7 protein-coding genes are annotated in these 13,592 nt (G+C 67.7%); 2 read left to right on the top strand and 5 right to left on the bottom strand.

Features of this window, described 5'->3' with window-relative positions:
- Positions 1-519 precede the first annotated feature (519 nt).
- Both M6444_RS18685 and M6444_RS18680 read left to right on the top strand, forming a co-directional pair.
- The gene (locus M6444_RS18685) at positions 520-1,542 is read left to right on the top strand and encodes an NAD-dependent epimerase/dehydratase family protein (protein ID WP_298330964.1); all 1,023 of its coding nucleotides are present in this window, start codon (positions 520-522) and stop codon (positions 1,540-1,542) included.
- A complete protein-coding gene (locus tag M6444_RS18680; protein WP_298330962.1) occupies positions 1,542-2,579 on the top strand; it encodes a hypothetical protein in 1,038 nt (345 codons plus the stop codon). The genes M6444_RS18685 and M6444_RS18680 overlap by 1 nt, the downstream gene beginning before the upstream one ends.
- A 92-nt stretch (positions 2,580-2,671) precedes the next feature.
- On the opposite strand, the gene M6444_RS18675 is transcribed toward M6444_RS18680, so the two are convergent.
- The 5 genes from M6444_RS18675 to M6444_RS18655 form a co-directional block, all read right to left on the bottom strand.
- The gene (locus M6444_RS18675) at positions 2,672-5,098 is read right to left on the bottom strand and encodes a hypothetical protein (RefSeq protein ID WP_298330960.1); all 2,427 of its coding nucleotides are present in this window, start codon (positions 5,096-5,098) and stop codon (positions 2,672-2,674) included.
- Positions 5,099-5,211: 113 nt separating this feature from the next.
- Entirely contained in the window at positions 5,212-7,251 is a 2,040-nt protein-coding gene (locus M6444_RS18670) for a hypothetical protein (RefSeq protein ID WP_298330958.1), read from the bottom strand.
- 88 nt (positions 7,252-7,339) lie between these two features.
- A complete protein-coding gene (locus M6444_RS18665) occupies positions 7,340-9,649 on the bottom strand; it encodes a putative Ig domain-containing protein (protein ID WP_298330956.1) in 2,310 nt (769 codons plus the stop codon).
- A gap of 134 nt (positions 9,650-9,783) precedes the next feature.
- Positions 9,784-12,510 (bottom strand): carbohydrate-binding protein, encoded by a 2,727-nt coding sequence (locus tag M6444_RS18660; protein WP_298330954.1) that lies wholly within the window; start codon positions 12,508-12,510, stop codon positions 9,784-9,786.
- A 160-nt stretch (positions 12,511-12,670) separates the two neighbouring features.
- Positions 12,671-13,592: hypothetical protein (locus tag M6444_RS18655; protein ID WP_298330951.1), on the bottom strand; the 922-nt coding region annotated here is incomplete at its 5' end.

The raw sequence follows: 13,592 nt of genomic DNA, 5'->3' as shown, positions 1-13,592 counted from the left end.
CACGACCGCGGTCAGGCTGCGAGACCGCCGTGCGAGCCGGTCGTGGTGATCGTCATGCGGGCCAACGCCGCGTCCGGGCAGTCGTGAAGATCGTCGTGCGGCGGAGTGCCGCGTCCGGCAGGTTGTGAAGATCGTCGTGCGGCCCAGCGCGGACTATAGCGGCAATATCCACCACAACGATCTTCACGACCCGGGGCACGACGTCCTCACGACGCGGTGCCGGTCAGCCGCAGCGGCGACACGCTCGCTCGGAATCTCAGGCTCTCCTCGCTTCCAGGCCCACGGGCGCCACCATTGCCTCCGTTGTAGGGGTGAGGTTCACGGCACCATCGCGTAAAATTGTGGAGCACCGTATCACCGAGTTTCGGACGGCCTTAATTGGCGACGGGAGTTCTAGGATGAGGCCGCGAGAATTCGAACAAATATCCGACGGCTTCGCTGCACCTCACCAGCCCTGTATGTTGACGCCACAACAGAAAAGCTTTACTTTATTCGTGCCCTAGCTGAGAAGGAAGAGGATTGAACCCCACCACGGAGGAAGAGCTCGACGAGATCCTTTCTCGCCCCACCCCTGGCGTCATCGAGACGCTCAGCGGCATCGAGGGCGATCTGGTTCTCCTGGGAGGCGGCGGGAAGGTCGGTCCCACCCTGGCGCGCATGGCGCGCCGGGCGCTGGATTCAGCCGGATCCCCGGCCAAGGTCGTCAGCGTGTCGAGATGGTCGGATCAGGCCGCCGCGGACGAGGCCCGCAGGCACGGAATCGAGGTGGTATCGGCAGACCTCGGCGACCCGGACGCGTGGGCCGGATTGCCCGACGCGGGCGCCGTCGTCTACCTGCTCGGGCACAAGTTCGGCTCCACCTCCGACCCATCGCTCACCTGGTGGCTCAACGCCGTCGTACCGGGGTTCTGCGCCTCGCGCTACCGCGGGGTCCCCACGGTCGCCTACTCCACCGGCAACGTCTATCCGCTTCGCCCCACGCAGCTGGGCGGCAGCACCGAGCTCGACGAACTGGGCCCGGTGGGCATGTACGCACAATCGTGCGCCGCTCGTGAGCAGGTGTTCGCGCAAGCTGCCGAGCGCTGGGCCACGCCCACGACGATCTACCGGCTCAACTACGCGTGCGAACTGCGCTACGGCGTCATCGCCGACATCGCGGAAAAGATCGCCGGCGGCCAACCTGTGGACGTCACGATGCCCGCCGTCAACGTCGTGTGGCAGGCGGACTCCACCGCGTGGTCGTTGCAGTCGCTGGGCCTCGCCGCCGCGCCAGCCGAGATCCTCAACGCCACCGGCCCGGAGACGCTGTCGACTCGCTACATCGCTCAGCGGCTCGCCGACGCCGGGGGCTGGGATCTCAAGATCGAGGGCGAGGAGGCCGGCACGGCCTTGCTGTCGAACGCCGCGAAGTGCCACACGCTGTACGGATACCCGTCGGTGACCCCGGAGACGATCATCGAGTGGGTGGCCGAATGGATCAATGCGGGCGGTCGTCGTTTCGGCAAGCCGACGAAGTTCCAGCAACGTGACGGGGGATTCTGATGACGAACGTGCTCGGCCAACCACCCCACATCATCCCCGCCCATCCTCTCGCCGTCACCGAGGACGGCCGGCCGGACTGGCCGGCGCAGCGGCTGCTGTCGCGCTATTACCTCGCTGCCGGGGCCACCGGCCTCGCCATGGGCGTACACACCACGCAGTTCCAGGTGCACGACGATCCCGCGCTGTTCACGCGGGTGCTGACCGAGGCCGCCGACGTGACCGGCCACGTCGGGTCGAGCGCCGCACTCGTCACCGGCATCTGCGGTGACGTGCAGCAGGCTGTACGGGAGGCTGAGACCGCCCGTGAGCTCGGTTACGTCGCCGGGCTGTTGTCGGGCTACGGCATGACCGACCGTTCGGAGGCCGCGTCGCTGGAGCGGGCCCGTGCCGTCGCGGACGTCATGCCGATCATGGGCTTCTACATGCAGGACGCGGTCGGCGGCCGTTACCTGTCGCCCGCGTACTGGACGTCGCTGCTGGAGATCGAGAATCTCGTCGCGATCAAGGTGGCCCCGTTCGACCGCTACCGCACCGGCGACGTCGCCGAAGCGGTCGCGCTCAGCGGTCGCGACGACGTCGCGCTCCTCACCGGCAACGACGACGCCATCGTCACCGACCTCGTTCTCGCCCACCACTACGGCGACGACCGCACGACGGCCGTGCGTTTCTCCGGCGGGCTGCTCGGCCAGTGGGCCGTCGGCACCAAGGCCGCCGTCGAGGTCACCCAGCAGATCTGGGCGATCGACGGAGACTGCGTCCCCCGCGAGCTCCTGGACCTCGCCACGCAGATCACCTCGATCAATCAGGCCGTGTTCGACCCGGAGCACAACTTCGCCGGTTCCATCGCGGGCGTCAACGAAGTGTTGCGCCAGCAGGGACTGCTGACCTCGTCGCGGTGCCTGTCGGACAGCGAGAAGCTCGCCGACGGCCAACAGGCCAGCATCGAGCTCGCTCGCAAGCGTCATCCCGACCTGCTCGACGAGGAGTTCATCGCGATGAACATCGACGCTTGGCGCGCTGACGTCGCCGACAGCTGAACAGACCCAACGAGACGGGGCGCCGGCATGACCGCCGGCGCCCCGTTTCGTGTGCGGGACCGGGCCGCCCACGGCAGCCCGTCAGGTGTTCGTCACCGTCGCCGTCCCGGGCCGGGCAGGTCGAACCGCGCCAGTTGCGAACCCCACATCCCCCACGTGTGCTTGCCATTGGCGGTGATGTTGAAGAAGGGGTTGTTGTACCAGCCGTTCGGGACCGGGCTGTACAGCGTCTGCCCGGTCTCGCTGACCCTGCTCGGCAGTTCGGTGATCTCGAGGGCGAAGTGCACCCAGGCGTAGATCGCACCCTTGGCCGATCCGAACGCGCCGTAGCCGCCCAGGTCACCTTCTCGCACGATCTGCTCGGTCTTGAGGTCGTAGGCGAACCAGCCGCCGTTGGGTCGTCGGCCCATGAAGTACAGGAGGTTGCCGTCGAGCAGGACGTCTTCGTAGGAGAGCCAGTCCTCCTTCAGGACCCGTCGCCACAGCACTTCACGGGTGTCCAGGTCGACGGCGGCCACCTCCGCGACGGGCAGCAGCGGCTGCGAATTGCCCTCGCCGACCGTGTCGCCGACGACGTAGGCCGTGGTGTCGTCGTGGGCGATGCCGTGGACGCGGTGGTCCGGCAAGATGTCCTTCCTGGTCTCGAAGGCGCCGGTGTCGAGGTCGACGAATGTGAGCGCGCCGTCGTAGCGACCGCTGCTGGGACCCGTGCCGATCATCAGCACATTGCGCTTGTGGTCGATGTTCATGTCCATCGTCCGCATCTGGCCCTCGATCTTGCCCAGCAGCGTGACCTCGAACGTGCGGGGATGGATCGCCAGCACTTGGGCGCTGGGGTACATCGCCGCGTAGACGGTGCCGTCCGATCCCTCCACCATGGCCTTGGGCTCGCCGTTGACGAAGAACCGGTCGACCTGACCACTGCTCAGGCGGTGCACCGTCATCGCGAAGTGCCCGCCGACCCAGATGTCGCCGTTGCGGCGCCGCAGCATCGATTGCGTCTCGTCGGGATAGCCGAACTCGGTCTCGGCAGCGTCGAACACGGTCGCTTCGCCGCCCGGCGGGATCCACCAGACCTGGCCGAGCCCGGTGACACCGACGATCGTGTTGTCGTCGGCGACGCCGAGGAACTGGTTCTCCACGTGGTCGAACGGCTGGGCGACGTGGTCGAGCCCGGTCTCGGTGACCCGGTACACGTTGGTGGTGAGCCGGGCGATGGCGTAGACCGAGCCGTCGGCGGCCACGGTGAGCTTGTCGACGTACCGGTCGTCTTCCAGGATGTCGCGGCTCACCCGGTCGCTGCCGTCGGGGTTCATACTGATGACCTGACGGCCGCAGGCGACGTAGATCTTGCCACCGGTGACGAGCATGTCCAGGATGCCCACCGGGGAGTCGCTGAGGTGGCCGGACAGGTCGACGGGGTCCCCGCCTTCCTTGGGCCACCGCAGCAGCCGGCCCGGAGCGCTGGACCCGCCGTAGACGTAGTCGTCATCGGCGGCAGCACCGGTGGCGTACATCGACGTGGACACCCGGCCGTAGACGACGTCGATCACGCCGTCGGACAACCGCGCCCGGCGCACGGTGCCGTCGTTGTAGGTACCGAAGTACAGGTGCTCGCCGTGCACCGACATCGAGTAGACCCAGCGCGAGGCGCCGAGATCGACCAGCGCCTCCGCGCTGTCGGCACCGGGTGTGTACCGCCAGATGTAGCGGCTGCCGGAGGAGCCGATGTACACGTGGGTACCGTCGGTGCACATCATGTTTCCGGCGGAGGCATTGCCCAGGTCCAGATCGACGGTGTACTCGAGCTGCCCGGTGCGGAAGTCGACCGCGCCGAGGCGGGCCGCGCCCTGGTTCACCGGGTGGCGTGAGGTGAAGTAGATCGTGTCGCCGATCCGGGTACCCCCGCGCACCGCCCCGGTGAGGGCGGCGGTGCCGAACAGCTCCGGTTCGGTCACTTCGACAGTCGCGATGCCGGCGTCGTCGAAGACCGCGCTACCGGTGTTGTTCTGCGCGGAGTAGGGCAGGACGGTGGCCGCGACGGCGCCGGAGGGTGCCTGCGCGCGAATGCGGATCTGCTGCCAGCCGGCCACGTCACCGAAAGTCCTGGTGGCCGTGGTGATCCGCGTGCCGGCTGCATTCCAGAACTCCAGATAGAGCACGAACGATCCGGTCTCGACCAGCGCGAAGATCGAGCCTTCGTAGAACGTTCCCTCCTCGACCGGTACCTCGGCGCTGCGCACGCCGATACCGGTCGCGGTGTCGTCGTCGATGCGCAGCGCGTTGGCACCGCCGTGGACCGGGTCCGTGACGATCGTGATGTTGGCCCGGGAAGCATCATTGAAGGCACGCCAGCGCGTGGGCCAGCCGTCGGTGAGTTCTTCGAAGCCGGGATTCGGCAGTTCCGCCGCGGCGCGAGCGCGCGCGGACGTGGTGATCCAGCCGGCCCCCACGGCCGCCGCGCCGAGCCCGGCCGCGCCTCCGAGCAGTGTCCGGCGGTTGATCCTGGTCGACGTCATGATCGGTCCTTTCGTCACTGAGGCCGCAGTCCCCGGCCGCGCCGGCCGGGGACGTGATGTGCGGCGGGAGACGGCCGGCACGTCGTGCGGCCGGTGCTGCTCGCCTGGTGCGATCACGTGCGCAGCGGGAACCAGGCCAGGTCGGTGCCGTACATGCCCCAAGCGCCGCGCTTGTTGTGCCCGAAAGCCAGCTCGGGCCGGTTGTACCAGCCGTTGGGCACGTCGTCGTACACGATGTGCTCTGAACCGCCGTCGGCAGCGATGAGCCGCTGGATGTTGTGGTCGAAGACGTTCCAGCAATAGACCTGGCCGCGTAGGCCACCCAACCCGCCATAGCCACCGGTGTCGCCCTCCAGGACGACCTCTTCGGCGGCGAGGTCGAAGGCGAACCATGCCCCGTTCGGCCGACGGCCGACCGCGTACAACACGCCGTCTGTCACGTGGATGTCCTCGTAGGAGTCCCACTCCCGGGGCTGGAAGACGCGGCTCACCGTCCGGGTGCGCAGATCGATCTCGGCGATGCTGGCGACCAGCAGCTCACGCTCCTCGCTGGCTTCGGCGAACGTGTCGCCGGCGACGTAGGCGTAGTCACCGGCGATGACGACGTTGCGCAGATTCTGGTTCGGCAACAGGTCGCGCCGGACCTCCATCTCGCCGGTGCGCGGGTCGACGAAGGTCAACGCGCCGGTATGCAGTCGCTGCTTGGCCGTGGTGGCGACGAGCACCTGGTCGCGCACGCTGTCGTAGGCCATGGCCAGCGGGCGCATCTGATCGTTGTCGATGGGGCCGAAGTCACGGATCTCATAGGTGTGGGGATGGATGGCCACGATCCTGGTCGACGGGTACAGCCCGGCCACCACGGTCCCCGAGCGGGTCTGCGCCATCGATTTCGGCTCGCCGCCGATGTCGAAGCGGTCCGGCGGGACGCGCGACGGCTGCTGGTTACCGTGGCCCGCGCCGTTGTTGCGTCGCTTCGGATGATGCACGGTCATGGCGAAGTGTCCGGCCGCCCAGACGGTGCCGTTGCGGTGCGCCAGCATCGACTGGACGCTCTCCGGGTACCCGAAGCCGCGCGACGCCGTCTCGGTGACGATGGCCTCGCCGCCGATCGTGGAGCTCCACACGTGGCCGAGCCCGGTGGCCCCGACCACGGTGGTGTCGTCGACGGCGAAGAATCCCGCGTTCTCGGCGTCATGCCACGGCGTGCCCAGCAGGTCGAACCCGGCGTCGGTGATCTCGTAGTAGTTGGTGGTCAGCCGGGCCAGGGCCAGGACGCGCCCGTCCGGCGTCACCGTGAGCTGATCGATGTACCGGTCGTCGGCCGGGATGTCGCGCACGATGCGCTCCGAGCCGTCCGGGCGCATCGAGATCAGGAACCGGCCGCAGGAAACGTAGACGAACCCGTTGCTCGCAGCGACGTCGAGGATCCCCACTGGCGAGTCTTCGAGGAACGGCGTGAGCTCGTACGCGACGGAGCCGTCGCGGGCGTAGGCACGAAGGTCGCCGGGTGCGGCCGTGCCGGCGTAGACGTAGTCCGGATCGGCGGCGATGGCGGTGGTGTATTGCGAACGACCGACCTGGCCGAACTCCTCGACCGCCCCGGTCGCGCGGTCGGCGCGGAACAGCGCACCGGTGGGGTAGGTCCCGATCCACAGGTCGTCACCGTCGACGCGCAGCCGGTAGGTCCACGTCGAGGCCGTGCCGATCGGGGCGAACGGCTCGGCCGTACCGGTCGACGGATCGAACCGCCAGACCGAGGCGTTGCCTGCCGCGCCGATGTAGACGTAGCGATCGTCGGCGGTGAGTACGTTGTTGCCGGACCGGGCGCCGATGTCGAGGTCGTGAACCGACACCGCCTCGCCGGTGAACGGATCGAACGCGGCGAGCCGAATCGTGCCCTCGGCCACGTTGTGTCGCGAGGCGATGTAGACGGCGCCGTCGAGGTAGGCAGCACCGCGGGCCGCGCCGGTCAAGGCCGCGCTGTCGTAGTTGATCGGCCCCAAGGGCTCGCCCGGGGCTGCCGCCGCCGGCCCGGCACCAGCCGTGGTCACCGCATGCGCGGCGGCCAGTCCCAAGGCCGTGGTGCCGACGAGAAGTCCGCGGCGGCTGATGGTGGGCTGGCCGGATGTGCTCTGGTGAGACTCGTTCGTCATGACGTGCCTGTCTCCTCGTGTCGGTCGACTCGGTACGGCAGGGGTGGCAACGGGCCCGAGATACGTCCCCGGGCCCGCTGCCTTCCGGTCAGCGGTCCACAGGAGGACCGGTGACGACGAGCAGGAATCGCTCCTCGTCGGTGTTGCCCGCGGCATCGGTCACCGTGACGGTGACGTTCGACGCCCCTGGGCGAGTCGGCACGCCGGAGATGAGGCCCGACTCGTCGATCTCGAGCCCGGCGGGCAGCCCGGAGGCCGCGTAGGTCAGCGGGCTCTCGTCGGTGGCGACCACCTGGATCTCCACCTGCTCACCCGCACGCGCCTTCGTCTGCGGGATCGGTTCGATGACCGGCGCCTCGGTGTCCGGCGGGAACGGTTCGGACTCGGGGGTCAACCGGTAGAGATGCCCCAGGTCGCCGAAGTAGAGACGGCCCTGGTCGTCGAACACAGCATGCTCGCCGACGGCGAGGACCTTGGACCGGAAGGTCTCCGGATCGAGCACGAACACCTCGCCGTCAGCAGTCGAGCCGTACAGCAGGCCGTCCGCCCCGAATTCCAGGGAGCCGTGGCCCCAGATTCCGCCTGCTCGCCCCACGGTGGCGCTGCCCACTACCTGCTTGGTGTCGAGATCGAACGCGAAGACGATGCCCTGCGAGGTCAGGCCCCACAGGAGTCCGTCGTCGTCGACGATCACCTCGCCGAAGTCGCGAGCGCCGGGAATCGGTGCGCCGTCCCACACCAGCTCGTGAGTGGTCAGATCCCAGACGAACAGCCGAGCCTCGGGGTGCGGCGATTCGCCACCGAGAACCTCGATGCTGGTGCCGCCGATCAGGTAGTCGCCGGTGTGGGTGAGTGAGGCGATGCTCAGGCCGTCGATCGGTGCTCCGAGATCGGTCCTGGTGCCCGTGTTCACGTCGTAGTGGACCAAGAGACCGGTGTTGATGTCGCGCCCGCCGATGGTGCCGACGACGAACGAGGACTCGTCGACGACCTCGAAGGCGTAGATGCGTTCCTGGTGCAGCTCGCTGAGGTAGCCGAACAGGTCGTGCGGGTTGCGTCCCCACACGTACGGCTCCGCCGGGTCGTACTCCCACACCGCGGCCTGCGGGTAGGTGGTGAAGTAGACCTTGCCGGCGAGATGGGCCCAGGCGTCCACCCGCGCCGACGGGCCTCGGGTGAAGTGGACGAACTCCTCGGCGGCGGTGTCGTAGGCGCTCACGGTGACCCCGCCCGAACTGCCGCCGACGTAGATTCGCTCGTCGAAGCCGCGGCCCAGCGACCGGATGGTCACCGGGAACTCGGGTGACTCGGTCTGCCGTACCTCGCCTTCGCCGGTGGCCGGATTCCACAGCCACAGGTCGCCACGCGAGCCGAGCCCGACGACGGTCTCACCCGGCCAGTCGGCGTCCTGCAGATCGATGAGCGAGATGCCGGCCGCACCCATGGCCGAGGTCAGCGACTGCGACCAGCCGACGGGACTGGCCTGCTGGGCGTCGATGTCGTAACGCATCAGGTGGTCGGTGAGATTGACGAAGTAGGTGTCGCCGTTCTCGTCGGGGCGGGTCATGCCGCCCTGCGCATTGCCTACCACCTGGTCGATCCACTCACCGGCTTCGACATCGTAGACGTGCCAGTCCAGAGAGGGACTGGTGTATGAGAACAGCAGGCCGTCGGCGTAGGCGAGGTCGTAATGCCTGGTTTCGGCCTGCGCCCAAGGCGGGGACGGGATCGCGGTCTTTTCGCCGGTCTCCATGTCGATCGCCACGAGGTGCATGACGCTGCCCTCGGTGCCCACGTAGAGCGTGTTCGTCTCGGGAGCGTAGGCCAGGCTTCGCGCATACTGCTCGCCCTCGACGGCGACGCCGAGGTTCTCGACCTCGTCGGTCTCGGTGTCGAAGCTGAAGACCTCGCCGGAGGGGTGTCCGCCGCCGTAGAGCAGCCCGTCGGGTCCCTCGACGATCCGGGTGATGACGGTGTCGCCCGGGATCGGTTCGCCGAGGTTCTGCATCTCGCCGCTGTCGGGGTCGTACCGCAACAGGGTGCCTCGCGGACCCCAGCCCGCGACGTAGATGTCGCCGTCCGGGCCGAGCGTGACGTGGTGGGACTGGGCGACCTCGTCGACGACTTCCTCGTCCAGCTGCTCACCGGTCGCGATGTCGATGACGGAGAACCGCAGCGACTGCTCCGCCTGGCTCGACGTCGCGTAGAGCACCGGCCTGCCGTCAGTCCAGTAGCCGGCCGTTGATTGCGTGTTGCGCACCGTGGTCATCGCGGGTCCGAGATCTTCGATCACCGGTTCGGTCCGGCTGGTGTTCTCGGCCACGGCCGGCTGCGTCAGCCCGGCTGCTGCGACGAAGGCGGCTAGCGCGCCCATCCCGACAGATCGCGTCCATCTCATACAGACGTGTCCTTTCCGAGCGATCAGCTGCGCGGCGCCCGAGGCCGCGATAGAAAAGGTTCTCTCAGATCAGGTGAGTGCTCGAGCCCGTCTCGAACAGGCCCCTCGTCAGGTCCTGTGCGCGGCTCGCCGGGTCAGGAAGTCTGCACCTCCCACGGGCCTGCCCGCTCACCCGGCTCCTCGTTGCGTGTCCACCACTTCGCCACGTAGGTCCGGTCCCCATGCCTGACGACATCGCCAGTGTCGAAAACCCTCGAGGCGGTCCAGACGGCCGTGCCGTCCGGGGCCGTGGCGATCTCCTGCCACGAACCCCACACCGACGTACCCGGTTCCTCTCGAGTCCACCACAACGCCTCGTACACCGCGCCCTCATGACTGACGACGTCGCCACCGGTGTAGGTCTGTCCGGCGGTCCACGCAGGTGGAGGAGGCTCGGGTCCGCGAACGCGAACCAGCTCGTCCGATCGGGCGAAATAGATGTCGTTGCCGTCGACGGCAAGAGAGTAGTTCGTGGCGCCGGTCGCCAGCGTCCGGGTACGCAGTGTGTCCCGATCGATTCGGAGCACTGTTCCGCGGCTGAGGGCGAACAGGCTTCCTTCGGAGTTGAACTTCAGATCGGCGTTCACCCATACCGACGCTGCGTGCCATACGTACGGTGTGAGGGTCGAGGAACGCATGACCTCGCCGGTGGCAGGGTCCAGCTCGTACAGCACACCCATGTCGACTGCCCAGAGCGACCCGTCGGGGCCAGCCTCGATCGCGGTGATCGCCTCGGCCTCCGGCGAGAGCTCGACTTCCCAGAGCTTGCTCCGCGTGTCGACATCCCAGGCGAACACCCGCCCGGTGTCGGCGGTGGGAACCGAGCCGAGACCACCGTAGATGGAGGTGGATCCGTAGATCGTGTCGTCGATGGCCGTCAGCGACACGATGCTCTGGTCTTCGACCACGTCGGGAAAGGTCTCGAGCGTCTCGTCCGCAGGATCGTACAGGGCGAGGACACCACCCAGGTGTCCGTAGCCGGGCACGGTGCCGGTGGCGATCAACGATCCGACCGAGGTCCAGGCAAACGGTCGATCTTGGTGAAGGGCCTCGAGCGAGCCGAGATGTTCGGGATTCGTCCCGCCCGCCCAGGCCTGCTCAGGGTCGAAGCGGTGGAGGTTCGCTCGTGTGTAGCTGCCGAGGTACAGCTCGCCGGCATGCGCCAGCATCCCCTCGACCTGGCCGACGTCTCCTCGCGGAAACGTGTGAGTCTCGCCGGTGGCGGGATCGTAGGCGGCAATGCCCTCGTACATGTACCCCCCGGAGTACACGCGACCGTCCGGGCCCAGGCCGATCGACTGGATCTTGATCGGGGCGCTGACGACCTCGCTGAGCTCGGTGCGGGTTGCACCCGTGCCGGGATTGAACCCGACGATCTCTCCGGTTTGGTACATGAACGTGAGCGTCTGCCCCGGATACTCCGCCCCGTCGAGCTCCACCCAGCCGAAGCCGCGCGCCGGGAGGAAGCCGCCCACGCCGGTGTCTGCGATCTCGCCGGTCTCAAGATCGTAAGAACGCAGCTGTTGTTGCGCGTCGATGAAGTACACGGCACCGTCAGGCCCAGCCGGAGAGACCGTACCGAAGCTCGTGGCCCCGAGCCCGTCGATCCACTCCCCGCGCTTGGTGTCGTACACCAAGGTGGTGTTTCCGGGCGTCAACCGTGCGAAGAGCAGATGCTGACGGGCCTCGAGCTCGTAGACGAACTCATTGTCCTGATGCTCGGTGGGAAGGGCGATCTCGTCACGAGCACCGGTGGCGATGTCATGGACGATGATCCTCGGCTCGGTGCTGCCCAGACCCGCATAGACCGAATCCCCCAACACCGCGACACTGCGGGCGTACTGCTCGTCGCCCAGGCGTCCGTGGTTGGTGAATTCATCCAGTTCCGGGTCGTAGCTGAACAGTTCGGCCTCGGGGTAGGTGCCGCCCCAGATGCGTCCCTCGGCGTCCTCCTCGAGATCCCAGAGGTAGAGCGAACTCGGCGTCGCCTTCCCGACGTCGAGCAAAGTCTCCGACTCTGGGAGCCACCGGTAGAGGTGGCCGTTGTTGTACACACCCACGTAGACCGTGCCGTCAGAAGCCGTGAGCACAGACCACGAGCCCGTCGCCCCCGATGGGAATTCCACGGAGGCCTCTAGCGCGCCCGTTTCGATGTCGATGACCTGGAACCGGGCGGGAACCGCCGCGGTCACCGTGTACGCCTTCCACCGGCCGTCGGCGCCGAGGTCGTAGTCGGCGTCGAGGATGTTCGCCGCCTCGACCGGATGGCCGAGAGACTCTTCGGGCCACGGTTGTACCGGATCGATGGAGACCTCGTCCCACACGACGTCGGTCACGTCGAGCGTGGAGGAGTAGAGCAGGAAGCGCGCCGTCGCGGCGTTCTCCGGAGCGGTCGTCAGCTCCGATTCCCAGGTCCAATCGCCGGTCGCGACCCGGATCCGGTGCTGGATCTGCTCGATCTGCACGCCGTCGGCGTCGTAGTAGTACATCACCCAGGACGGAATTCCGCGTTCCACGAGAGCCCACACGCCCGCCTCGTACGACTGCCCCGGAATGACGGGCGCCGGATCGCTCAACAGGCCGATTTGATCGACATCGCTGGGATCGACCATCCGCAGCGCCTGCGAGCCCGTGCGAACCGGACTGTCCACGACCTCGAAGGTGCCGGTGTCCGACGTGTAGCGGTGTGTCCAACCTGTTGGCGTTCCGTCGACGACGTCACCCTCGAAGCCGGCGTTCGGAAAGCCGCCTGCCTCCGACCTGCTCTCCGCGCCGACCGCAGTACCGAACGTCGACGCGAGCAGTCCCACCCCCAGTGCCATGGCCACAAGCCGGCTGCCGATGAACAAGGATCGTCCTGCGCGACGAGACTCCATGTGACACGCCTTCCAGTCGAGTAGCACTCGGTACCAAAACGTGTTACTTCAGTTCACTTGTCGACGCGGTCGCTCGCTCCAGGTGCGGAAGCGAATCGCGCCTCGTTCAGCGATGGGCGGGAAAGTGGACCGACAACCAGTCGACCAGGCCCGCGCCGTCGACTTGGTGCCCGCCGGAATGCAGCTGCAAGGACACGAGGTCGCCGGCGCCGAGGTGGTCCCAATGCGCCTTGGCTCGCTCGTACTCGGCCACGATCTGCGGCCACCAGCCGATGCGGTCGGCCTTGCCGTGCTGCACCATGAACGGCCGCGGGCAGATCAGGCTGGCCAGATCGGCGTCCCCGAATCCGAGCAGGTGTCCGTGCAGGAAGGCGTGGCTGACCTTCTGGTCGTAGAAGGTCACGTAGCGGGCGTCCTGGACGACCATCTTCGTGGCTCGGTCGTTGAAGAATCCCAGTGACGCCACCGCTGCGATCCGCTCGTCCAACGGCGACCAGAACTGCGCGGCCATGCCACCCCAGCTCATTCCGGCCAGGGCGTACGGCCCGCGGCCGAGGCCGGGCTCGAGCTGTTCCACCGCAGCGAGGAGTTGCTGGAGACGGGCGAACTCGAGCCCCTCGATGGTCGTCCCGGCCAGCCGGGCCAGAGATTGGGCGCGGTCACGCGGCGCGAGCCCGATGAGGTTCATCGGCGCCAGTACCGCATACCCGGCCTCTACGAGCCGAGCGCCGACGGCGTCGTAGCCCTCGGCGCTGTCGCCGATCCCCATGACCCGCTCGGGTGTCGACCCGAGGCCATGCTGGAAGACGACGAGTTTCGTGGCTCCCGCAGGAGCGACCAGCATCCCTTGCGCCGTGAGGTGGTGGTCCAGACTGACGGTGATCCACCGGCTGTCCGGGACCACGCACGTCCCGATCTCGGGTTCGCCCTGAGCCTGCAGGCTGGGCGGTGCGAGCAGTCTGCGCCAGTCGTCCCGGCGCGACTTCACGCTCGCGAGGTACGCGTCGGTCGACGAGTAGTCGCGATGC

The sequence above is a fragment of the Haloactinopolyspora sp. genome, from assembly GCF_027324685.1.
GTDB lineage: Bacteria > Actinomycetota > Actinomycetes > Jiangellales > Jiangellaceae > Haloactinopolyspora.
The sequence above is the reverse complement of the archived record's forward strand: the minus strand, read 5'-3'. Positions and strand labels throughout refer to the sequence as shown.

What these genes read in the sequence shown, in the direction of transcription:
- M6444_RS18680 (WP_298330962.1), top strand. Translation starts at nt 1,542, where the DNA reads ATGACGAACGTGCTCGGCCAACCACCCCACATCATCCCCGCCCATCCT.
- M6444_RS18665 (WP_298330956.1), bottom strand. Translation starts at nt 9,649, where the DNA reads ATGAGATGGACGCGATCTGTCGGGATGGGCGCGCTAGCCGCCTTCGTC.
- M6444_RS18660 (WP_298330954.1), bottom strand. Translation starts at nt 12,510, where the DNA reads ATGGCACTGGGGGTGGGACTGCTCGCGTCGACGTTCGGTACTGCGGTC.
- M6444_RS18670 (WP_298330958.1), bottom strand. Translation starts at nt 7,251, where the DNA reads ATGACGAACGAGTCTCACCAGAGCACATCCGGCCAGCCCACCATCAGC.
- M6444_RS18675 (WP_298330960.1), bottom strand. Translation starts at nt 5,098, where the DNA reads ATGACGTCGACCAGGATCAACCGCCGGACACTGCTCGGAGGCGCGGCC.